Annotated in this window: 17 protein-coding genes; 8 read left to right on the top strand and 9 right to left on the bottom strand. The window is 70.3% G+C overall.

The window, feature by feature from the left end:
- Positions 1-62 precede the first annotated feature (62 nt).
- A complete protein-coding gene (locus ACFYXB_RS28990) occupies positions 63-2936 on the bottom strand; it encodes an FAD-binding and (Fe-S)-binding domain-containing protein (RefSeq protein WP_389587315.1) in 2874 nt (957 codons plus the stop codon).
- A 156-nt stretch (positions 2937-3092) separates the two neighbouring features.
- On the opposite strand from ACFYXB_RS28990, the gene serC reads away from it, so the two are divergent.
- Both serC and ACFYXB_RS28980 read left to right on the top strand, forming a co-directional pair.
- Positions 3093-4211, top strand: a complete 1119-nt coding sequence (gene serC / locus ACFYXB_RS28985) for a phosphoserine transaminase (protein WP_389587313.1) — start codon at positions 3093-3095, stop codon at positions 4209-4211.
- 108 nt (positions 4212-4319) lie between these two features.
- Positions 4320-4754: a PPOX class F420-dependent oxidoreductase gene (locus tag ACFYXB_RS28980; protein ID WP_389587311.1), complete on the top strand. Its 435-nt coding sequence runs from the start codon at positions 4320-4322 to the stop codon at positions 4752-4754.
- Between the two features lie 6 nt (positions 4755-4760).
- On the opposite strand, the gene ACFYXB_RS28975 is transcribed toward ACFYXB_RS28980, so the two are convergent.
- On the bottom strand, positions 4761-5744 hold the full coding sequence (locus ACFYXB_RS28975; protein WP_389587309.1) for a WD40 repeat domain-containing protein: 984 nt from the start codon (positions 5742-5744) through the stop codon (positions 4761-4763).
- Between the two features lie 88 nt (positions 5745-5832).
- Here ACFYXB_RS28975 and ACFYXB_RS28970 point away from each other — a divergent pair, with 88 nt between their 5' ends.
- Both ACFYXB_RS28970 and ACFYXB_RS28965 read left to right on the top strand, forming a co-directional pair.
- A complete protein-coding gene (locus ACFYXB_RS28970; protein WP_351345733.1) occupies positions 5833-6516 on the top strand; it encodes an SGNH/GDSL hydrolase family protein in 684 nt (227 codons plus the stop codon).
- A gap of 208 nt (positions 6517-6724) precedes the next feature.
- Complete coding sequence (locus tag ACFYXB_RS28965; protein WP_351345742.1) at positions 6725-7717, top strand: aldo/keto reductase; 993 nt, start codon at positions 6725-6727, stop codon at positions 7715-7717.
- 130 nt (positions 7718-7847) lie between these two features.
- Here the strand turns inward: ACFYXB_RS28965 and thpR are convergent, their stop codons facing one another.
- The 3 genes from thpR to ACFYXB_RS28950 all read right to left on the bottom strand — a co-directional run bounded on the left by thpR (position 7848) and on the right by ACFYXB_RS28950 (position 10403).
- Positions 7848-8420 carry an RNA 2',3'-cyclic phosphodiesterase gene (gene thpR, locus ACFYXB_RS28960; RefSeq protein WP_389587306.1) on the bottom strand — a complete coding sequence of 191 codons (573 nt, stop codon included), beginning with the start codon at positions 8418-8420 and terminating at the stop codon, positions 7848-7850.
- 108 nt (positions 8421-8528) lie between these two features.
- Positions 8529-9872 carry an MFS transporter gene (locus ACFYXB_RS28955; protein ID WP_389587304.1) on the bottom strand — a complete coding sequence of 448 codons (1344 nt, stop codon included), beginning with the start codon at positions 9870-9872 and terminating at the stop codon, positions 8529-8531.
- A gap of 93 nt (positions 9873-9965) precedes the next feature.
- Positions 9966-10403 (bottom strand): MarR family winged helix-turn-helix transcriptional regulator, encoded by a 438-nt coding sequence (locus ACFYXB_RS28950; RefSeq protein WP_389587302.1) that lies wholly within the window; start codon positions 10401-10403, stop codon positions 9966-9968.
- Between the two features lie 156 nt (positions 10404-10559).
- Here ACFYXB_RS28950 and ACFYXB_RS28945 point away from each other — a divergent pair, with 156 nt between their 5' ends.
- Positions 10560-10760, top strand: a complete 201-nt coding sequence (locus ACFYXB_RS28945) for a ribbon-helix-helix protein, CopG family (protein ID WP_389587300.1) — start codon at positions 10560-10562, stop codon at positions 10758-10760.
- A 7-nt stretch (positions 10761-10767) separates the two neighbouring features.
- Here the strand turns inward: ACFYXB_RS28945 and ACFYXB_RS28940 are convergent, their stop codons facing one another.
- On the bottom strand, positions 10768-12219 hold the full coding sequence (locus ACFYXB_RS28940; RefSeq protein ID WP_351345757.1) for an NCS2 family permease: 1452 nt from the start codon (positions 12217-12219) through the stop codon (positions 10768-10770).
- A gap of 169 nt (positions 12220-12388) precedes the next feature.
- Between ACFYXB_RS28940 and ACFYXB_RS28935 the strand changes: the two genes are divergently transcribed.
- Both ACFYXB_RS28935 and ACFYXB_RS28930 read left to right on the top strand, forming a co-directional pair.
- Positions 12389-12655 (top strand): DUF2530 domain-containing protein, encoded by a 267-nt coding sequence (locus tag ACFYXB_RS28935; RefSeq protein ID WP_351345760.1) that lies wholly within the window; start codon positions 12389-12391, stop codon positions 12653-12655.
- Between the two features lie 106 nt (positions 12656-12761).
- Entirely contained in the window at positions 12762-15158 is a 2397-nt protein-coding gene (locus ACFYXB_RS28930; RefSeq protein ID WP_389587297.1) for an HAD-IC family P-type ATPase, read from the top strand.
- A 14-nt stretch (positions 15159-15172) separates the two neighbouring features.
- Here ACFYXB_RS28930 and ACFYXB_RS28925 read toward each other — a convergent pair whose 3' ends face one another.
- The 3 genes from ACFYXB_RS28925 to ACFYXB_RS28915 all read right to left on the bottom strand — a co-directional run bounded on the left by ACFYXB_RS28925 (position 15173) and on the right by ACFYXB_RS28915 (position 20476).
- The gene (locus tag ACFYXB_RS28925) at positions 15173-15961 is read right to left on the bottom strand and encodes a hypothetical protein (RefSeq protein ID WP_389587295.1); all 789 of its coding nucleotides are present in this window, start codon (positions 15959-15961) and stop codon (positions 15173-15175) included.
- A 246-nt stretch (positions 15962-16207) separates the two neighbouring features.
- A complete protein-coding gene (locus ACFYXB_RS28920) occupies positions 16208-17140 on the bottom strand; it encodes a hypothetical protein (protein WP_389587293.1) in 933 nt (310 codons plus the stop codon).
- Between the two features lie 222 nt (positions 17141-17362).
- Positions 17363-20476: a sacsin N-terminal ATP-binding-like domain-containing protein gene (locus ACFYXB_RS28915; RefSeq protein ID WP_389587291.1), complete on the bottom strand. Its 3114-nt coding sequence runs from the start codon at positions 20474-20476 to the stop codon at positions 17363-17365.
- Between the two features lie 320 nt (positions 20477-20796).
- Between ACFYXB_RS28915 and ACFYXB_RS28910 the strand changes: the two genes are divergently transcribed.
- Complete coding sequence (locus tag ACFYXB_RS28910; RefSeq protein ID WP_389587289.1) at positions 20797-21084, top strand: hypothetical protein; 288 nt, start codon at positions 20797-20799, stop codon at positions 21082-21084.
- Positions 21085-21117 lie beyond the last annotated feature (33 nt).

Here is a 21117-nt window from a genome sequence, read left to right as displayed (position 1 = left end):
AAAGAGCCGCTGTGAATCCCCTGAGGATTACTGGGAATTACTTGAAAAACCTGAGAACGTCCTCAGGGAAGACGGCCATCCGATTCCAGCGCCGCCGCCAGTACCTCCGCCAGGTGCCGCCCTCGCACCCCCGCCAGCTGCTCCAGCTGCGTACGGCAGGAGAACCCGTCCGCCAGGATCACCGTGCCGTCGGGCGCCTCCCGTACCGCCGGAAGGAGCTGTTCCTCCGCGCAGGCCGCCGACACCTCGTAGTGCCCGTTCTCGAAGCCGAAGTTGCCCGCGAGGCCGCAGCAGCCGCCTGTCAGGTCGCCGGTCAGGCCCGCCGCTCGGCGCAGGCGGCGGTCGGCCTCGTCGCCCAGGACCGCGTGCTGGTGGCAGTGGGTCTGGCCGGTGACGGGACGGTTCACGGCGGGCGGGGTCCAGTCGGGGGCGTACCGCTCGAGCGCCTCGGCGAAGGTGACGACCGCCGAGGCCAGCCGGGCCGCGCGCGGGTCGTCGTGCAGCAGCTCGGGCAGGTCGGTGCGCAGGGCGGCCGCACAGCTGGGTTCAAGGACGACGACGGGAGCCCCGGCCTCCAGTACCGGTCCCATCAGATCGAGGGTGCGGCGCAACACCGCACGGGCGCGGTCGAGTTGGCCGGTGGAGACGTATGTCAGTCCGCAGCAGACCCGGTTCCGGCGGGCCAGGGCCCGGAGCGGGTCCGCCGCTGCCGACCTTCCGGCGCCGATCGGTGGTGCGGACAGGTGCAGGGTCGGCGGCAGAGCCACCTTCAGTCCGGCCGCTTCCAGTACGCGTACGGCCGCCTGGCCCACCGAGGGCGAGAGGTGCTCGGTGAAGGTGTCCGGCCACAGGACGACCAGGTCACCGTCGGCGCCTTCCAGGCGGCGCCTGCGCCACCAGCGGCTGAACGGCTCCCGCGCCAGCCGTGGGATCTCCCGCTCAGGCGCGATCCCGCCCAGGCGCCTCGCCACGGACGCCAACGGCCGTACCGAGGCAAGCCCGTTGACGAGCGCCGCCGTGCGGGTCCGCGCCACCCAGCGCAGCCACACCGGCAGCCATCCCAGCGCATAGTGCGCGGCCGGTCGCCGCCGCCCGGCGTAATGGTGGTGAAGGAACTCCGCCTTGTACGTGGCCATGTCGACGCCGACCGGGCAGTCGGAGCGGCAGCCCTTGCAGGACAGACACAGGTCCAGCGCGTCCCGGACCTCGGGCGAGCCCCAGCCGTCCGTCACCAGGTCGCCGGCGAGCATCTCGTGCAGCAGCCGGGCCCGCCCGCGCGTGGAGTGCTCCTCCTCGCCGGTCGCCCGGAACGACGGGCACATCACGGACGCGCCGGCCGCCGGCGTCGTACGGCACTTCGCGACCCCCACGCACCGGCGCACCGCCGCCGAGAAGTCGCCGCCGTCGGCCGGGTAGCCGAAGGCGACCGGCACGGGTTCGCGGGGCAGGACCGAGAAGCGGAGGTTCGTGTCCAGGGGCGCCGGGCGGACCAGCATGCCGGGGTTGAGCAGGTCGTCCGGGTCCCACAGCCCCTTGACCCGCTCGAACAGGGCCACCATCGGGGCGCCGTACATCTTCGGCAGCAGTTCGGCGCGGGCCTGTCCGTCGCCGTGCTCCCCGGACAGCGAACCGCCGTGCGCCACCACCAGTTCGGCCAGGTCCTCGGAGAAGCGCCGGAAGCGCCCGATCCCCGCCTCCGTCATCAGGTCGAAGTCGATGCGGACGTGGATGCAGCCGTCGCCGAAGTGGCCGTACGGCGTGCCACGCAGCCCGTGCGACGACAGCAGGCCCCGGAACTCCCGCAGATACGCGCCGAGCCGGGCCAGCGGCACCGCGCAGTCCTCCCAGCCGGGCCACGCCTCACTTCCGTCGGGCAGACGGGTCGCCGTACCACTCGCGTCCTCACGGATGCGCCACAGGGCGCGCTGGGCGGCCGGGTCGGTCACCACGGCCGCGTCGACGACGTCGGCCGCGCGGACGATCGCCTCCGCACGCGCGCGTGCCTGCCCTTCCGTCTCCCCGCCGGTCTCCACGAACAGCCAGGCGCCGCCTCGGGGCAGTACGGACGCGGACCGCACCAGGTCGGCAGCCATGCCCTCAACGGTCAGCGGGCCGTACGGCAGCAGCCCGGCGGCGGCCTCCGCGGCCGCGCCCTCGTCGGCGTACCCGAGCACCGCGAGCGCACGCGCGCGTGGCGCCTCGACGAGCCGTACGACCGCCTCCGTGAGCACGCCCAGGGTGCCCTCGGAACCGCAGAAGGCGCGGGCGACGTCGGCGCCGTTCTCGGGGAGCAGGGCGTCCAGCGCGTACCCAGAGATACGACGGGGGAGGTCCGGAAACCCGGTGCGCAGAAGCGCCAACTCGCCTTCCACCAGCGCCCGCAGCCCCTCCGGAGCCCCGGCCCACCCCTGCCCGAGCCACAGCCGGTCTCCACGCGCGGTCACCACGGCCAGCTCCCGCACACTGTCGGCCGTGGTCCCCCAGGCCACCGAGTGGGAGCCGCAGGAATTGTTGCCGATCATGCCGCCGAGCGTGCACCGGCCGTGGGTGGAGGGGTCCGGGCCGAACCGCAGTCCGTGCGGGGCGGCGGCCTCCTGGAGCCGGTCGAGGACCAGCCCCGGCTGGACGACCGCCGTCCGTGTGCCGGGGTCGAGTTCCAGGAGCCGGTTCATGTGCCGCGTGAAGTCCAGGACGACGCCGGTGCCGGTCGCCTGCCCGGCGATCGACGTACCCCCGCCGCGCGCCACCACCGGCACGCCGTGTCTCCGGCAGATCTCCAGTACGGCGGCGACGTCATCGGCGTCGCGGGGCGCCACCACCCCGAGCGGAACACGCCGGTAGTTGGAGGCGTCCATCGTGACGAGCGCCCGGGAGGTGACGTCGAAGCCGACCTCGCCCCGGACGGCCGCGCGTAGTTCGGCCGCTAGATTCGTCATACGTCCAGCTAATCAGCCCGTCCGGCGTTTGAGGACGAGGCCGTTCGGGGCGAAGGGGATCTGGGGGCGCAGCCCCTGGTGGACGACCAGCGAAACGCCGTCTCACCCGCCGGACGAGGTTTCGCCCAGATTTCCTCCACCCGCTAACCTCCACACGTGGCTGAGATCCAGATTCCTTCTGACATCAAGCCCGCGGACGGACGTTTCGGCGCGGGTCCCTCCAAGGTGCGGACGGAGGCGCTGGACGCCCTCGCCGCGACCGGCACGTCCCTCATGGGCACCTCACACCGTCAGGCCCCGGTGAAGAACCTGGTCGGCCAGGTCCGCGAGGGCATCAGCTCCCTGTTCTCGCTCCCGGACGGCTACGAGGTGGTCCTCGGCAACGGCGGCTCCACCGCGTTCTGGGACATCGCCACCCACGGCCTGATCGAGAACAAGTCGCAGCACCTCAGCTTCGGCGAGTTCTCCTCCAAGTTCGCCAAGGCGGCCAAGCTCGCCCCCTGGCTGGCCGAGCCGACCGTGATCGCCACCGACCCCGGAACGCACCCGGAGGCGCAGGCCGAGGCGGGCGTCGACGTCTACGCCTTCACGCACAACGAGACGTCGACCGGTGTCGCCATGCCGATCAAGCGCGTGGCCGGTGCCGACGAGGGCTCGCTGGTGCTCGTGGACGCCACCTCCGGCGCGGGCGGCCTCCCGGTCGACGTCACCGAGACGGACGTCTACTACTTCGCCCCGCAGAAGTCCTTCGCCTCCGACGGCGGCCTGTGGATCGGCGTCTTCTCCCCGGCCGCGATCGAGCGCGCCGAGCGGATCCACGCCTCCGGCCGGCACGTCCCGGAGTTCTTCTCGCTGCCGACGGCGATCGACAACTCCCGCAAGAACCAGACGTACAACACCCCGGCCCTCGCCACCCTCTTCCTGCTGAACCAGCAACTGGAATGGCTCAACGGCCAGGGCGGCCTGGCGTGGTCCACGGCCCGCACCAAGGACTCCTCGACCCGCCTGTACACCTGGGCGGAGGAGTCCAAGCACGCCACCCCGTTCGTCACCGACCCGGCCAAGCGCTCCCAGGTCATCGGCACGATCGACTTCGCGGACGAGATCGACGCGGCGGCCGTCGCCAAGGTGCTGCGCGCGGGCGGCATTGTCGACACCGAGCCGTACCGCAAGCTCGGCCGCAACCAGCTGCGCATCGCGATGTTCCCGGCGGTCGACCCGGCGGACGTCGAGGCGCTGACCAAGTGCGTCGACTTCGTGATCGAGAAGCTCTGATCACATCCATACGTCGTACGACGGTGAAGGGCGCCCGGTGAACACCGGGCGCCCTTCACCGGGCAGGACGGGGTGACAAGCACGGCCGAAGGTGTCTGTATGGAAGACATGACCAGTACGCCGAGCACGAGCCCCGAACTTGACCCCTTCGTCAGGCAGTACGCCGTCCTGCTCACCACCCATAAGAAGGACGGCACGGGCGTGGGCACCCCCGTGAACATCGCGGTCGAGGGCGACCACGCGTACTTCCGCACACCGGGCAGCACCTGGAAGGTCAAGCGGATCCGCAACAACCCGGAGGTGGAAGTCGCCCCCTCCACCTTCCGCGGCAGGGCCACCGGCCCGGAGATCCACGCGCGGGCCCGTCTGCTCGACCAGGGCAGCCAGGAGGACCGGCGCGCGGCGCAACTGCTGCGCCACAAGTACCCAGTGATGCAAGGAGTGTTGGTGCCGCTCGCACACAAGCTGACGCGCACACCGACGCTGCACTACGAGATCCGGCCGATGGAGGAGAAGACCACGGACGAGGCGCCGCCGCAGTGACGCCTGTCAGTCCCGTCGCCGCAGCCGACGCAGCCCGAACAAGGCGGCCGCGACGACTGCGACGGCAACAGCACCGACCTTGAACCGGTCACCGGTGTCGCCGCCCCCCACCCCGCCGACGACGGAACCCCCGCTAGCGGAGGGCGACTTGGAGGCGCCACTACCGCCCGGCGCATCCTGAGCCTCGACGGAACTGTCGGCACCCTCGCTGCCGTACATGAGCTTGGTCCCGTCGGCCGAGTAGCTGACGGACTCGCCCTGCCCCTGCAACGGCACGTTGAGCCGGCCCCGGCGCTCGATCCGGCCGCCGTTCCAGGCGTAGTAGATCCCGCCGAAGTAGCCGCGTACAGCGAGCTGCTTGCCGTCCGGCGAGAAGGCGGCGTCGGTGGCCCACAGGTCGACGGCGGCGACGGGCTTGAAGACGTTGGTGCCGGAGGAGGAGAGCTGGGCCGGGCCTTCGTACAGATGCCCGCCGTTCTCCTTCTTGTCGATGATGTAGACGCGCCCGGTCTTCGGGTGCACGACGAGCGACTCGGCGTTCCGGGCCCCGTCGGAGTACTTCACGACGTACTGCGTGGCCTGGACGGTCTGGTCCTGGAGGACCTTGGGCTCGGGCAGCCGGTAGATCCAGACGTAGGGCCATGTGCCGTCGAGGTTGTCGCCGATGTCCCCGACGTAGATCTGATTGCCGGGCCCGATGGAGATGGCCTCGACGTCCCGTGGCGTGCCGATGCCACGGAGGGTGACGGTGGCGACGGTCTTGCCCGTGCGGCTGTCGACGGCGTAGATGTACGGCCCGTCGTCGCTGTCGTTGTGCGTCCAGTAGATGCCGGGGTGCAGGTGGGAGGCGGCGAGACCGCTGGACTCGGTGATCCGCGGGTCCTTGATCGTGAATCCCTCGTCACCGCCGGAGGTGGAGGCCGCGGAGGCGGGCACCGCGAGGGCACCCATGAGCAGAACCCCGGCAAGCAGGGCGACCGGTCGACGCATGAGCCAAGCCTGCCATCCCGCCGAGTAGTTGGCCGGACGTGGTCGGCCTCACATCCCACCGGCGCCCGGGATCGTCCATCATGAGCGGATGCTCAGGTTCATGCCCGTCGGTGACTCCATGACGATCGGAAGCACGGGCGAACACACATGGCGTTACCGGTTGTGGCAACACCTGTGCGGGACGTACGGCGGGCCGTTCACGCTGGTGGGCCCGCGCGAGACGCTGTACGACAAGGTGGCCGAGGCCCCGACGTCGTACGCCTACGCGGACCCCGAGTTCCCCCGCGCCCACCTGGCCGGCTGGGGCGAGGGCTGGCTGCACATGGCGCCGCTGATCGGCGAGGCGGCGCGCGCACACCGGGCGGATGTGTTGCTGGTCTCCCTGGGTCTGATCGACCTGGGCTTCTACACGAACGCCGAGCAGACGGCGGAGAACGTGCGGGCCTTCATCGCACAGGCGCGGACGACAAAGCCGCGCATACGCATGGTCCTGCTCCCGGTGATCCCGAACGTCCGCGTCGAGACGGACCCGCCCTTCGCCACCCAGGTCACCCTCTTCAACGAACTGCTGGCGAAGGCAGTGGCAGATCTGGACCAGCCGACCTCGCCACTCCTGCTGGCGTCGATACCGGAGTCGTACGACTTCAACATGGACACGTACGACGGCACCCACCCGAACGCGAACGGCGAACACAAGCTGGCGGGGGCGTTCGCGGGGGCGATGTGGGAGGCGTGGGGGATCGGACACCAGTACGCGGCCGGAACAAGCTGACCGTGTTCCGGCGTCTCCTGATTACGGTGCGTATCGTTGTACTGCGCGGCTGCACTGACCGTGGGGCAGTCGGGGAGGAGCGCCACGATGACCGTCCTTGAAGACAGGATCGCGATGGCCGACGCCAGCACCATGAGCTTGGACAACCTTCATCCGCACCATCCATGCGCTTGCATAGAGTGCACTCCAAGTCGTTGGCTGGGTGACCATGAAGTACACGCAGCTAGGACGCACGGGACTCAAGGTCAGCCGACTCGTCCTCGGCACCATGAACTTCGGTCCGCAGACCGACGAGGCCGACAGTCACGCGATCATGGACGCGGCGCTGGACGCGGGCATCAACTTCTTCGACACCGCGAATGTGTACGGCTGGGGCGAGAACAAGGGCCGTACCGAAGAGATCATCGGGAACTGGTTCGCGAAGGGCGGCGAGCGGCGCGACAAGGTCGTGCTCGCCACCAAGGTGTACGGCAACATGGCCGCCGACGGCGACGCGTGGCCCAACCACGACAAGCTCTCCGCGCTGAACATCCGGCGGGCCGTCGACGCCAGTCTGAAGCGGCTCAAGACCGACTACATCGACCTGTACCAGTTCCACCACATCGACCGCAGCACTCCCTTCGAGGAGATCTGGCAGGCGATCGATGTGCTGGTGCAGCAGGGCAAGATCCTTTACGTCGGGTCGTCCAACTTCCCCGGGTACAAGATCGCCCAGGCCAACGAGATCGCCGCACGCCGGGGCGGGACCATCGGGCTGGTCAGTGAGCAGTGCCTCTACAACCTCGCCGAGCGTCGCGCCGAGATGGAGGTCATCCCGGCCGCGCAGGACTACGGCCTCGGAGTCATCCCGTGGTCGCCGCTGAACGGCGGTCTGCTCGGTGGCGTGATCAAGAAGGAGGTGCAGGGCGGCCGGCGCGCCTCCGGACGGGCCGCCGACTCCCTCGCCGACGCAGGAGTCCGTGCGCAGGTCCAGTCGTACGAGGACCTGCTCGACAAGTACGGGGTGGAGCCCGGCGAGGCGGCGCTGGCCTGGCTGCTCACCCGGCCCGGAGTGACGGGCCCGATCGTCGGCCCGCGCACGGCCGAGCAGCTGGAGTCCGCGCTGCGGGCCGTCGAGCTGGAGCTGAACGAGGAGCTGCTGACCGGTCTGGACGAGATCTTCCCGGGTCCGGGGCCGTCCCCGGAGGCCTTCGCCTGGTAGCCGAGCCCGCGTGAGCACCGGCGGCGGTCGGGTCTACTTTCCGACCGCCGCCAGCACCACGACGACCAACATCAGCACAAGCGCACCGGCCATGATCCGGTTCCGGGTTTTCGGGTCCACGTACTCGAGCCTAACCGGCCCCGCCGAGAGCCCAGCGGGCGACCGTCTCGTAGCGGGGCTGCTCCCCCGGCACCCCGGACCTCGGCAGGTTGCTGCGGACCAGGGCCAGGTCCGCCACGGTCCAGGTGCGGCTGGTGAAGCCGGCGAGGGCGGTGACGTACGGCCGTACGTCCACCGAGTCCTTGCTGCGCGCCACCGTGAGGTGGGGCTTGTAGCGACGGTGCTCCCCCATCGGCACGCCCGCCTTCCGCGCCGCCGCCTCCGCCCGGTCGGCGAGCAGCCGCAGCGTCTCCAGGTCGCCCTCGGCGCCCGCCCACAGGGCCCGTCCGTGCCCGAACTGGCCGCCGCCGGAGAGGGCGAGGGGGAAAGGCTCGGTGCGGTGCGCGGCGCGCGCCAGGCGGTCCGACAGGTCCGGTACGAGTCCGTCGTCGACCTCGCCGTAGAACGCCAGTGTGAAATGCCAGCCGGGGCGGCCGGTCCAGCGCAGTCCGTCGGAGCCGGGGAGCTTGTTCAACTCGGCGACTTCCGAGGCCAGTTCACGAACGACCTCCTCGGGGGGCAGCACGGCGGCGAAGAGTCTCATGCGACCAGTCTGCCCACCGCGTGCCGGGCATGTCCGAATGGCCGTGCGTATCGGTGCACCGCGTACCGCGCGGCTGCGCTCGCCCGCGACTGACCCCGCCCCAGCCGCTCACCCCGCAGTCGCCAGCTCCCGCTCGCGAGGAATCACGCGCACCTGCGGATGGCCGTGGTGCCAGGCCACCGAGAGGCGCATGCCGCCGGCGCGGACCAGGAACAGGCCGATGACGGCGGCCGCGGCGGCCGAGACGACACCGCCGAGGACGAAGCCGACGCGGGGGCCGTAGGCGTCGGTGATCCAGCCGACGACCGGGGCGCCCAGCGGCGTACCGCCCATGAAGACCATCATGAACAGGGCCATCACCCGTCCGCGCATGGCCGGGTCGGTGGCCATCTGGACCGTGGTGTTCGCCGTGACGTTGACCGTCAGGCCGAAGATTCCTATCGGGACCATGAGCAGCGCGAACAGCCAGTACGACGGGGCGAGCGCGGCGACGATCTCCAGCGTGCCGAAGGCCACCGCCGCCGCGATGAGCACCCTCAGCCGGGCCGTGCCGCGCCGGGCGGCGAGCAGGGCTCCGGTGACCGAGCCGGCGGCCATCAGGGTGTTGAAGAGGCTGTAGGCGCCGGCACCGGCGTGGAAGACGTTGTCCGCATAGGCCGACAGCCACACCGGGAAGTTGAAGCCGAAGGTGCCGATGAATCCGACGAGGACGATCGGCCAGAGCAGGTCGGGGCGACCCGCCACGTACCGCAGGCCCTCCCGCAGCTGGCCCTTGCCGCGCGGCGCCCGCTCGACGACGTGCAGTTCACGCGCGCGCATCAGCAGCAGTCCGGCGATGGGGGCGACGAAGGACAGGCCGTTGAAGAGGAAGGCCCAGCCGGTGCCGACGCCGGTGATGAGGACGCCCGCGACGGCGGGGCCGACGAGGCGGGCGGACTGGAAGTTCGCGGAGTTCAGACTGACCGCGTTCTGCAGTTGCTCGGGGCCGACCATCTCGGAGACGAAGGACTGGCGGGCCGGATTGTCGACGACCGTGGCGAGGCCGACGGCGAAGGCGGCGAGGTAGACGTGCCAGACCTGGACGTGACCGGTCAGCGTCAGCGCGGCGAGCACGAGGCCGGTGACGGCCATCGAGGTCTGGGTGACGAGGAGCGCGGGCCGCTTGGGGAGGCGGTCGACGAGGACGCCGCCGTAGAGGCCGAACAGGAGCATCGGCAGGAACTGCAGGGCTGTCGTGATGCCGACGGCCGCGGAGGAGCCGGTGAGGCTGAGCACCAGCCAGTCCTGGGCGATGCGCTGCATCCAGGTGCCGGTGTTGGAGACGACCTGGCCGGCGAAAAAGAGTCGGTAGTTCCTGATCCTCAGCGAGCTGAACATCGAGGACTTGGCGGAAACGGGAGTGGTAGTAGCGGTCGGTGCGGGGGCGGAAATTGCTCCGGATCCCGTACTCAAAGTGGGTTCGCCTCCTTGGTTCGGTACGACGATTCAGTACGACGGCTTGGTGCGCGGCGCGGCTGCACATGTGCAACGCGCCGCGCCACGTGGCTACAGGTTTGCGAGCTTCTCCAGCACGGGGGCGGCGGCGCGGACTTTCGCCCACTCGTCCTCGTCGAGGCCGTCGACGAGGCCGGCCAGGAACGCGTTGCGCTTGCGGCGGCTCTCCTCGAGCATCGCCTCGGCCTGCTCGGTCCTGGTGACGACCTTCTGGCGCCGGTCCTCGGGGTGCGGCTCCAGACGGACCAGTCCCTTGGCCTCGAGCAGCGCGACGATGCGGGTCATCGAGGGCGGCTGGACGTGCTCCTTGCGGGCGAGCTCGCCCGGTGTGGCCTGGCCGCAGTTGGACAGAGTGCCGAGCACCGACATCTCGGTGGGGCTCAGCGACTCGTCGACCCGCTGGTGCTTGAGCCGACGGGACAGCCGCATCACGGCGGAGCGGAGAGAGTTCACGGCGGCAACGTCGTCGCCATGCGTAAGGTCCGGCATGTCTTTAGAGTAACTCATTACTCTCGCTAAAGACCACCGGGAACGCGCCGGGTGCCCGTGACTTGGGCCACTGAACCATAGTCAACGCTTGCAGGGCACATTCATCACCCAAACGAGTGAGCCGATTCCGGAAAGTGAGACACCGGACGCCCGGAGATGGCGACCCTCGTAGCCATGGGGACCAGCGTGCTCAGCCTGCGGATGGACGGGGAGCTGCTCGACCGGCTCCGGGGCCATGCGGCCAAAAGAGGAATGAGCGTCCAGGACTATGTGATCCGGACGCTCATTCGGGACGACTTCGACGAGCGGTTCCAGGCCGCCGTCGAGGAGACGGAGAAGTTCTACGGGCTCACATGAGCCCGGCTCACGTGAGGCCCAGGGCCGGCATCAGGTAGTAGAAGGCGAACACGGCCGAGACGGCGTACATCGGTACGGGGATCTCACGGCCGCGGCCCGCCGCCAGGCGCAGCACCACGAAGGTGATGAAGCCCATGCCGATGCCGTTGGTGATCGAGTAGGTGAACGGCATCATCACCATCGTCACGAAGGCCGGGATCGAGACGGTGTAGTCGGCCCAGTCGATCTCCTTGACCGAACCGGCCAGGATCAGGAAGCCGACCGTGACCAGCGCGGGGGTGGCCGCCTGGGACGGGACCATCGTCGCGATGGGAGTCAGGAACAGCGCCACGGCGAACAGGGCACCCGTGATGACGTTCGCGAAGCCGGTGCGCGCGCCCTCACCCACACCCGCGGTCGACTCGACGAAGCAGGTGGTGGCCGAGGAGGAGCTGGCGCCACCGGCGGCGACGGCGATGCCGTCGACGAACAGCACCTTGTTGATGCCGGGCATCTGGCCCTGGGCGTCGGTCAGCTTGGCCTCGTCGCTGACGCCCATGATCGTGCCCATGGCGTCGAAGAAGCAGGACAGCAGGACCGTGAAGACGAACAGGACGCCGGTCAGGACGCCGACCTTGTCGAAGCCGCCGAAGAGGCTGACCTTGCCGAGCAGTCCGAAGTCCGGGGTGGAGACGGGATTGCCGGGCCACTTCGGGGTGGTCAGGCCCCAGGACGGCACCTTGGCGACGGCGTTGATGATCACCGCGAGCACGGTCATCGACACGATCGAGATGAGGATCGCGCCGGAGACCTTGCGGACGATCAGCGCGAACGTCAGCAGGACGCCCAGGATGAAGACGAGAATCGGCCAGCCATTGAGGTGACCATCGGCGCCGAGCTGGACCGGGACGGTGGTGTGGGCGGCGTCCGGGATACGGCCGACGAAGCCGGAGTCGACGAGACCGATCAGCATGATGAACAGGCCGATACCGATCGAGATCGCCTTGCGCAGGGAGTACGGCACCGCGTTCATGACGCGCTCGCGCAGCCCGGTGGCGACGAGCAGCATGACGACGAAGCCGGCGAGGACGACCATGCCCATGGCGTCCGGCCACGACATGCGCGGGGCGAGCTGGAGGGCGACGACGGAGTTCACGCCGAGGCCGGCCGCGAGGGCGATCGGGACGTTGCCGATGACGCCCATCAGCAGCGTCGTGAACGCGGCGGTGACGGCGGTGGCCGTGACCAGTTGCCCGTTGTCGAGCTGATGCCCGTACATGTCCTTCGCGCTGCCGAGGATGATCGGGTTCAGCACGATGATGTACGCCATCGCGAAGAAGGTGGCGAAACCGCCACGTATCTCGCGCGGCAGGGAGCTGCCCCGCTCGGAGATCTTGAAGTAGCGGTCGAGAGCGCCGTAGGCGGGCGCGCTGCCCGGTTGCTCCGGTGCGGGGACCTTGGCGGGTGCCGAGGTGGACATGCGGGACCTCACACCAACGGATTCCCCCAGGCACCGTTGGACTTTCATACGAATGGAAGCGGCCAAAGACAAACGGCTTCAGTATGAACGTATAAAAAAGAGTTGGCTATCTCCGCGCGTAGACCCCACTCGGCCATGAGGCCGGAGGCAGGCCTCGTAAGCTGTGCGCATGACGAAGTGGACCCCCACGCACGAAGCGCCGGAGCCCCTGGAGGGCCCCGTGGTCGCCACCATCACCGGCGGCACGATCGTCTGGTTCGTCCTCTTCCTGGTCCAGCTCCCGTTCTACAGCTGGTTCGACGACCACGGCCACACGTGGTGGCTGTGGACCTGCCTGGCCGGCGGCGGACTGGGCCTCATCGGCATCTGGTACGTCCGCAAGAGGGACGCGGCGATCAAGAGGGCAGCGGCGCTCGGCGTGACGGTAACGGAATAACCGCCCCCCCCGGTCTACAACCACCGCACGACTCCCCTCCTCCCCAGGTCGGATCTTCCCGCCACTCGGCAGGTGAAGCCGCATATCCGCACGTACCGTCGAATGCATGACGCATATCGACGCCGGCGCCGAGCTCGACCCCGTGCATCCGGTCCCCGTGCCGTCGACACCGTCGACCGGCCTGACGTCCACAGAAGTCGCGCGGCGCATCGCCCGCGGCCAGGTCAACGACGTACCCGTCCGCTCCAGCCGTTCCATCTCCGAGATCGTCCGCGCGAACGTCTTCACCCGCTTCAACGCGATCATCGGCGTCCTCTGGCTGATCACCCTGGTCGTCGCCCCGATCCAGGACAGCCTCTTCGGCTTCGTGATCCTCGCCAACACGGGCATCGGCATCGTCCAGGAATGGCGTGCGAAGAAGACCCTCGACTCCCTCGCCGTGATCGGCGAGGCCCGGCCGACCGTCAGACGTGACGGCAACGCCGTCGAAGTCCCCACCAACGAGATCGTCCTCGACGACCTCATAGAGATCGGCCCCGGTGACAAGGCCGTCGTGGACGGCGTCTGCGCCGAGGCCGACAGTCTGGAGATCGACGAGTCACTGCTCACCGGCGAGGCCGACCCCGTCGTCAAACGCCGCGGCGACCCGATCATGTCCGGCAGCTTCGTCGTCGCGGGCGGCGGCGCGTTCACCGCCACGAAGGTCGGACGCGAGGCCTACGCCGCCCAGCTCGCCGAAGAGGCCTCCCGCTTCACGCTCGTCCACTCCGAGCTGCGCACCGGCATCTCGACGATCCTGAAGTACGTCACCTGGATGATGATCCCGGCCGCCACCGGCCTGGTCGTCACCCAGCTCTTCGTCAAGAACAACCACCTGAAGGACGCCGTCGCCCGCACCATCGGCGGCATCGTCCCCATGGTCCCCGAGGGCCTCGTCCTGCTCACCTCCGTCGCCTTCGCGATCGGCGTCATCCGGCTGGGCCGCAAGCAGTGCCTCGTGCAGGAGCTGCCGGCCATCGAGGGGCTCGCCCGCGTCGACACGGTCTGCCTCGACAAGACCGGCACGCTGACCGAGGGCGGCATGGACGTCACCGAGCTGCGCTCGCTCAACGGCGTCGACGAGGCGTACACACGACAGGTCCTCGGCGCGCTCGGCGAGTCGGACCCGCGGCCCAACGCCTCCCTCCAGGCGATCATCGACGCCTACCCGGACAGCGAGGACTGGCGCTGCGTCGAGTCGCTGCCCTTCTCCTCCGCCCGCAAGTACAGCGGCGCGACCCTCAGCGAGGGCGACGGCGAGAGCAGTACCTGGCTGCTCGGGGCGCCCGACGTCCTGCTCACGCCCGAGGATCCCGCCCTCGCCGAGACCGAGCGGCTCAACGAGCAGGGCATGCGCGTCCTGCTGCTGGCCCGCGCCACCCGTGACCTCGACGACACCGACGTCGCCCGGGGCGCCCGGCCCGCCGCCCTCGTCGTACTGGAGCAGCGGCTGCGCCCCGACGCCGCCGACACCCTGCGCTACTTCGCCGACCAGAACGTCCATGCCAAGGTCATCTCCGGCGACAACGCGGTGTCCGTCGGAGCGGTTGCGGCCAAGCTCGGGCTCAGCGGTACGACGGTGGACGCGCGGCGGCTGCCCGCCGACAAGGACGGGATGGCGACCGCCCTCGACGAGGGCACCGTCTTCGGCCGGGTCACCCCGCAGCAGAAGCGGGACATGGTCGGCGCGCTGCAGTCCCACGGGCACACGGTCGCGATGACCGGCGACGGTGTGAACGACGTGCTGGCGCTGAAGGACGCCGACATCGGCGTCTCGATGGGGTCGGGGTCGGAGGCGACCCGTGCGGTGGCGCAGATCGTGCTGCTCAACAACAGCTTCGCCACGCTGCCGTCGGTGGTGGCGGAGGGGCGCCGGGTCATCGGCAACATCACTCGGGTGGCCACGCTGTTCCTGGTGAAGACCGTCTACTCGGTGCTGCTGGCCGTGCTGGTCGTGTGCTGGCAGGTCGAATATCCCTTCCTGCCACGGCACTTGACCCTGCTGTCCACGCTCACCATCGGCGTCCCGGCCTTCTTCCTGGCGCTCGCACCGAACAAGGAACGGGCCCGGCCGCACTTCGTGCGGCAGGTGATGCGGTACTCGATCCCAGGCGGGTTGGTGGCCGGGATCGCGACCTTCGTGACGTATCTGCTGGCCCGTCACCACTACACGGGTCCGGGCGCGTTGGACGCGGAGACCAGCGCGGCAACGCTCACGCTCTTCCTGGTCTCGATGTGGGTCCTGGCGATCGTCGCCCGGCCGTATACGTGGTGGCGGGTGGTGCTGGTCGCCTCGATGGGCGCGGCGTTCGTGTTCGTGCTTGTGGTGCCCGCGCTGCAGAGTTTCTTCGCGCTGAAGCTGGTCGGGATCACGATGCCGTGGACGGCGGTGCTCGTGGCGGTGGTGGCGGCGGCCGCCCTGGAGTTCCTGTGGAGATGGGTCGACCGCCGTTTCCCTACGTGAGAGAACCCGCGGGGCTACTGCACGTCGACGAAGTCGCCCGTCGCGCTCACCGAGGACGTCGTGGCGATGCCCGCGAAGCTGTAGCGGTAGTAGCCGTCGACGGACGCCGTGACCGTGGTCTTCAGGGCGCCCGTGGAGGACGACGTGATGGTCTTGAGGGTCGTGTAGGTGGTGGTGCCGTTCTTGCGGAACTGGAGCTTGACCGACTGGCCGCCGAGCGCGACGTAGGTCCCGCTCTCCCAGTTGGCCCGGGTCAGCTTGCCGCTGACCGTGATGGTCCCACCCTTCTTCACCGGCTCCGGTGTCGCGTCGGTGGTGAGCTTGGCCTGGCGGCGGATGGCGATGGTGCCGAGGTCGCCCTGCCACTTCTGGCCGCCGGTCTTGGTGTCGACCGCGACGCCGCCCGACTTCCAGGTGCCGGCGTCCGAGTTGTACAGCTCGGAGGCGGGGACGGTGATGGTGGCCTTGCAGTTCAGGGTGGTCGTGGAGGCGGTAGTGCAGGTGCCGGGGGCGTCGCTGATGATCTCGGCGGTGTAGTCCTGCGGGGAGGTGCCGCGGTAGATCAGCGGGCCGTTCTGGATGGTGCTGAGGTCCAGGCCGGCTGCGTGGGTCACGGTGTACGTGACCGGGAGCTTCAGGGTGGTGGTGGCTCCCTCGGTGGCGGCCTTGCCGTTGTTGACCTTCATGTTGGAGAAGGTGACGGCCGGCGCCGCGGCGGCCGTGGCGGCGTGCGCGGCCGGGACGGCGAGGGCGGACAGAGCGAGGGCGCCGGAGACGGCGGCCACGGTGGCGCGAATGCGCATGGAGTTCCCCAGGTGGAGAAAGGGGGGCGCGGGGCCCGAGTTGATCGTGGAGTCTGTTGACTCACGCGATCAGATCAACGACCGGGGGCGGGGGTTGTACGGCTGCGGGGCCGCCGCGGCAGATTTTGATCACGGATGACGAGCCCGTGGCCGGAGATTGCACGCGCATGACCGAATGCAGAGGAAACGCCACGGCCCCGGGTCCCCCCGGGGCCGTGGCAAGGGCCGGAACAGCCCGTGCGCCGCTTACTTCACGCCGACGTAGTCACCCGTGGCGGCGACCTGGGCGCTGTACGAGGCACCCGCGAAGTAGTAGCGGAAGTAGCCGTCGACGGACGCCGTGACCGTGGTCTTCAGGTTGCCCGCCGAGTCCGACTTGACCGTCTTCACCGTGCTGTAGGTGGTGGACTCCTTCTTGCGGAACTGCAGCTGCACCGACTGACCGGCGTACCCGTGGTACTTGTGGTCGGTCCAGTTCGCCAGGGTCAGCTTGCCGCTGACGGTGATGGTCTTGCCCTTCACCACGGGCTCCGGCGTGCCGTCGGCCGTGGCCTTGGTCAGGCGCTTGAGGCTGGTGGTGGCCAGCGCGTCCTGGTCGATGTAACCGACCTTGCTCCAGTCGATGTTGTCGGAGTTCGGGTCCTGGTCGTTCCAGTCGATCGCGAAGCCGACGGCCGTCCACTTGGTCGCGTCGGCGTTGGTCAGCTCGATGCCCGCGTAGACGTCGATGGTGCCCTTGCAGCTGTCCTGGGTCGCGGAGACCACGGTGCAGGTGGGGAAGTCGTCGCCGAAGAGGACGTTGACCGGGTTGTCGAACGAACCGCGGTAGATCTCCACGTCCATCATGAAGTCGGCCGCGTTGACGTCGATGCCCTCGGCGTGCGTGACGGTGTAGGTCACGGGGGCCGTGGTGTGGGTGGTGGTGCCCGCGTTGATCGACTTGCCGTTGTTGATCTTGACGTTGGAGAAGGAGAGGTCCAGCGCGTAGGGCTCACCCGTGTCGGCGGGGGTGGCCGTGCTGAACGCGGACTTGCCGGCGGCGTGGTGCGCGGCCTGCGCGGCCTTCACGAGGTTGTCGTGGTTGAACGAGGTGCCGTTGTCGGCGTGCGCGGCCGGCACGACGAAGGCAGAGAGGGCCAGGGCGCCGGAGACGGCGGCCACGGTGGCACGAATGCGCATGCGTTCCCCCATATGGAGAGCGGGGCCCGGCTGCGGACGTTCGCTACGACTCGCCTACGCCGAGGACCCACGTGATCGTGGAGTCTGTTGACTCAGATGATCAGATCCGCGACGGCTGTGGATAGTTGTACGAAAGGTGGAGAGTTTGTGTGCGCGTCATCTAGGTTACGGCCGGGCCAACGGAGCCCGTACGGAAGGTGTCCGAACCCGCCGCGGTCCGGCTCAGTCGAACCAGCGGTCCCGCGCCAACTCCTCCGTGCGGGACGGGTCCTCCAGCAGCGCGGCCACCTCGAAGCGGCGGGGCCACTGGCCGGCCGCCCAGGCCAGGCCCGCGGCCACGCCCTCCAGGGTCGCCGCGTGCAGGGTGCCGTCGGCCGTGAGGCGCCAGTCGATCTCAACGCCGTCGACGACGAGTTCCTCGTGCTCCACGTAGGTGTCCGGAGTGCGCGGGCCGAGCAGGACCCGCACCGACTCCGGTACGGCGTGCTCCGTGCCCTCGGAGTCCACCGACCCGGTGACCGACTCGCTCAGCCGCCGCACCTGGAACAACTCGGCCAACTCGGCGGCCCGCGACGGCCGTACGGGCAGCAGCGGGACACCGGACGTGAAGGGCAGCAGGTCGGGTGAGTCGACGACCACGGCGTCCGCCGCGTCCACCACCTCCACCCGCCCGTCCACCACGGCCCGCAGATCGTCCGGCAGGGTCACCTGCTCCGGATCCAGGTCGGCCAACGCGCCGTACAGACCGTGCAGTTGAGCAGCTCCGACAGGTCGCTCGGGATCGGCCAGGCGCTCCAACAGCTCGGCGGCGCCGCCGGGTTCGTCCAGCAGCGCGGCCACGGAGGTGCGGACGCCGAGGGCGCGCAGCACCTGTTCGTCCTCGAAGCCTGTGGCGTCCGCCTCGTCGTACAGGCCGTGCAGGAGCGGGTCGCCGCCCGCGGCCAGCAGACCGGCGGGGCGGCGGCCGTCGAGCACCGGGTGCCCGCGCAGCCACCATGCGGTGTACGGCCGTACGACCTCGTGGGTGCCGTCCGGCAGCAGGATCCGTACCGGCTGGGTGAGCGCGTCGCGCAGCGGCGGGCGGGCCAGCAGGGCGAGGGCCTGCGGCCAGTGGCCGTCGTCGACGAGGTCGAGGTCACGCACGGCCACCAGCTCGGTGGCGACCGGGGGTACGGGGGTGTCCGGGAAGCGGTCGAGGATGTCCTCGCACCACACGTCCACGGCGTCGAGCAGGCCGGCGTCGTCCGGTTCGGCGAAGTCCCCTTCCCGGGGCTCCAGTTCGTCGGGGTCGAGGACGACGTCCGTGGCGCGTACGAGCGCGAAGTCGGCGAGGACGCCACACGCGGCCAGCGGCTGCTCGCCCCACTTCTCGGCCAACTCAGCTTCCACCGCAGCCAGTTCGTCCTCGCGGATGACCTGGGCGAAGGGGCTGCCGGGGAGGACGAGTTCACCGGCGGGGGCGAGTTCGCCGTCCTCGTCGGGCAGGGCGAGGGCGCCGAGCCAGGGTTCGTCACCGGGTTCGAGGCCCGCGTCGCGCACGAGCGCGAGGACGGTGTCGGCCAACTCCTCGGCGTCCGGGGCGTCTTCCTCCCAGGCCACCGCACCGTCGTCGAGGGAGGCGGCGACGGCGGCGCGCACCTGCGGGGTGGTGAGCACGGCGCGCGGGGTCGCGGGCAGGGCGCCCAGCTTCTCGAGCAGCGGGTGGGCGGCGTCGGGGTGGGCGACCTTGAGGCCGAGCCGGGCCAGGACCTCGGGATCGATACGGGCGGTGTCCGAGGTGGGCAGGAGGACCTGGCGGGGCCCGATGGTCGTACGCCCGTCGGCAAGCGGCACCGGCAGCCCGGACAGCCGGTCGGGGTCGACGCCGGCGAGGCTGTCGTACAGCCGGTACCACCAGTCCGGGTCCTTCTCCAGACCGGCCAGGCGGTCGATCGCGTCGGCGAGCGAAAGGCGGGCGACACCAAGGGTGCGCAGCCCGACGCGGCGTTCCAGGCCGGCGGGCAGCAGGGTGGGCAGCACCTCGGCCAGGACGCGCACGGTGTCGCTGCCCGCGCCCTCGACGACCTCGGCGTCACGGGGGCGCAGGGCCTCGGGGAGGTCGTCGGCACCCTTGGGCTCGATGGCCGGCGGCAGGAAGGCCGTGCGCGGCAGCCGGTCCAGGATCGCCTGGCGCAGCGCCCCGTCCAGTTCGCCCTTGCCGAGCGGGCCGGGCACGAGGCCGATGATGCTGTCGGTCACCGGCCGCCAGCCGGCGAGGAGTTCGGCGTAGGCGTCCGCCGCCCGCTGCACCAGGAAGTCGGTGAGCGGACCGGGCGCGGCGTGCCGCCGGGTGGTGTCCAGCGGGAACGAGGCGATGAGCAGGGCGGGCACGCCGAGGGGCTCGTCGCTGGGGGTGGGGGCGTGCACGACGGGGGCGGTGCGGGGCGAAACCGGCCGCTGGTCCTCGTCGATGGGTACGGCCCAGGTGACCGACCAGTGGGGGCGCAGCCGCTCCTCCACGGGGCGGTCGGCGAGCAGGTCGGGGGTGAGCAGACCGTGCGCGGCGGCGGTACGCCAGCGGGTCGTGCCGTCGCGGGAGTCCTCGACGACGGTGGTGGTGCCGTCGGTGCGGCGGCGCAGGGTGCGCAGGGTGTCGGTCTCGACGACGACTTCCTCGAGTCCCGGCAGGGCGAGGAGGAGGGCGTCGTCGACGCTGTCCAGGAGGCGTTCGGCGAGATCGGTGGCGGCGGTGTCGCGCAGCGGGAGGATGACGACGGTGTCGTACGGGTCGGGGGCGGTGCCCTCGGCGGTGAACGGGAGGCGGAGGAGGGGTACGTGTCCGTCGCGTCGGCGGATCTCGTCGCGCAGGCCGGGGCCGTGGATGGCGGTCTCCTCGGCCAGTTCGCGGGCCTCTGCCAGGGACCAGCGCACGCCGCCGTGCCGGCCGACGACGGCGGGTTCGTCGGTGACGGCGAGTACGGCGGCGAAGCCGACGCCGAAGCGGCCGGTCTGGCCATCGGGGGCGTCGCGTTTCGCGGAGGCGCGAAGGGTGGCGAGGGACTCGACCCCGGCCGCGTCGAGCGGGGCGCCGGTGTTGGCGGCGAAGAGGACGCCGTCGCGGAGGGTGAGGCGAAGGCTACCCGGCGTGTGGGCGCGGGCGGCGGCGTCGGCGGCGTTCTGGGCGAGCTCCACGATGAGGCGGTCGCGGTAGCCGCCGAGAACCAGGTCCTCCTCGGCGTTGGCGTCCTCGCGGAAGCGGGCGGGGCTGGTGGCCCAGGCGTCGAGGACGCCACGGCGGAGCCGGGCCGTGCCGAAGGGATCGGCGCCCTCGGGCGCCGGCCGCACGAACTTGCTCACGTTCCCTCTCCTCGTCGACGTGAGGACGAAGGTACCCCCTGGCGGGCGCTGCCGCGGCATGCGGACGGAGGCGGGTGCGGCATGCGGGGCGGGGGGTCACCCGCCCAACGAGACCCACTCCCACACGTTGCCGGTCAGCATCCACGTCCCCGTCTCCGAAGACGCCGGCCCGTCGATCACGGTGGACCCGGTGGGCACCGGGAAGTAAGCCGGGCCAGGCGCGGTGTCGGTCCCCTGCGGCAGAATGGCGCCCCGTGCTCCGCGGAGGGGGAAGAGACGTTGACCATCGCCACTGGCGCCCTGGCCGGTCCGGTCGTCCATTGAGCGCCCGCGCCTGGATAGTCGCCGTATGGGCGCTGCTGTGCCTCGGCGGACTCGCCGCGACCTCCGCACTCAACGCCGGACCAGCCACCGAGAAGCCGACGCCGCGCGAAACGGCGGTCGATACGGCCGCCGTGGACTGCGAGCGAATCGCGGACGAGATCGAACGGGACCGCGCCGAGGCGCGCGAGACTCCGCAGCCGACCGGGAGACCCGACTTCGTTGCCCAGTCGGTGGCCGTGCTTCAAGAGTGTGCGGACGAACTGGAGGAGCGCGGCCTCAGGTAGCTCGTTGCCACGGAACCCGACCGGACACCCTGT

The organism is Streptomyces sp. NPDC002619, from assembly GCF_042889305.1.
In the GTDB taxonomy this organism is placed as follows: domain Bacteria; phylum Actinomycetota; class Actinomycetes; order Streptomycetales; family Streptomycetaceae; genus Streptomyces.
Note: the sequence above shows the minus strand (reverse complement) of the source record. Positions and strands in the feature narration are given on the sequence as shown.

Bases quoted from the DNA above. Each gene is read 5' to 3' on its own strand.
- ACFYXB_RS28930 (WP_389587297.1), top strand. From the start codon at position 12,762: ATGACGCATATCGACGCCGGCGCCGAGCTCGACCCCGTGCATCCGGTC.
- ACFYXB_RS28925 (WP_389587295.1), bottom strand. From the start codon at position 15,961: ATGCGCATTCGCGCCACCGTGGCCGCCGTCTCCGGCGCCCTCGCTCTG.
- ACFYXB_RS28980 (WP_389587311.1), top strand. From the start codon at position 4,320: ATGACCAGTACGCCGAGCACGAGCCCCGAACTTGACCCCTTCGTCAGG.
- ACFYXB_RS28920 (WP_389587293.1), bottom strand. From the start codon at position 17,140: ATGCGCATTCGTGCCACCGTGGCCGCCGTCTCCGGCGCCCTGGCCCTC.
- ACFYXB_RS28945 (WP_389587300.1), top strand. From the start codon at position 10,560: ATGGCGACCCTCGTAGCCATGGGGACCAGCGTGCTCAGCCTGCGGATG.
- ACFYXB_RS28970 (WP_351345733.1), top strand. From the start codon at position 5,833: ATGCTCAGGTTCATGCCCGTCGGTGACTCCATGACGATCGGAAGCACG.
- thpR (WP_389587306.1), bottom strand. From the start codon at position 8,420: ATGAGACTCTTCGCCGCCGTGCTGCCCCCCGAGGAGGTCGTTCGTGAA.
- ACFYXB_RS28975 (WP_389587309.1), bottom strand. From the start codon at position 5,744: ATGCGTCGACCGGTCGCCCTGCTTGCCGGGGTTCTGCTCATGGGTGCC.
- ACFYXB_RS28935 (WP_351345760.1), top strand. From the start codon at position 12,389: ATGACGAAGTGGACCCCCACGCACGAAGCGCCGGAGCCCCTGGAGGGC.
- ACFYXB_RS28965 (WP_351345742.1), top strand. From the start codon at position 6,725: ATGAAGTACACGCAGCTAGGACGCACGGGACTCAAGGTCAGCCGACTC.
- ACFYXB_RS28990 (WP_389587315.1), bottom strand. From the start codon at position 2,936: ATGACGAATCTAGCGGCCGAACTACGCGCGGCCGTCCGGGGCGAGGTC.
- ACFYXB_RS28950 (WP_389587302.1), bottom strand. From the start codon at position 10,403: ATGCCGGACCTTACGCATGGCGACGACGTTGCCGCCGTGAACTCTCTC.
- ACFYXB_RS28940 (WP_351345757.1), bottom strand. From the start codon at position 12,219: ATGTCCACCTCGGCACCCGCCAAGGTCCCCGCACCGGAGCAACCGGGC.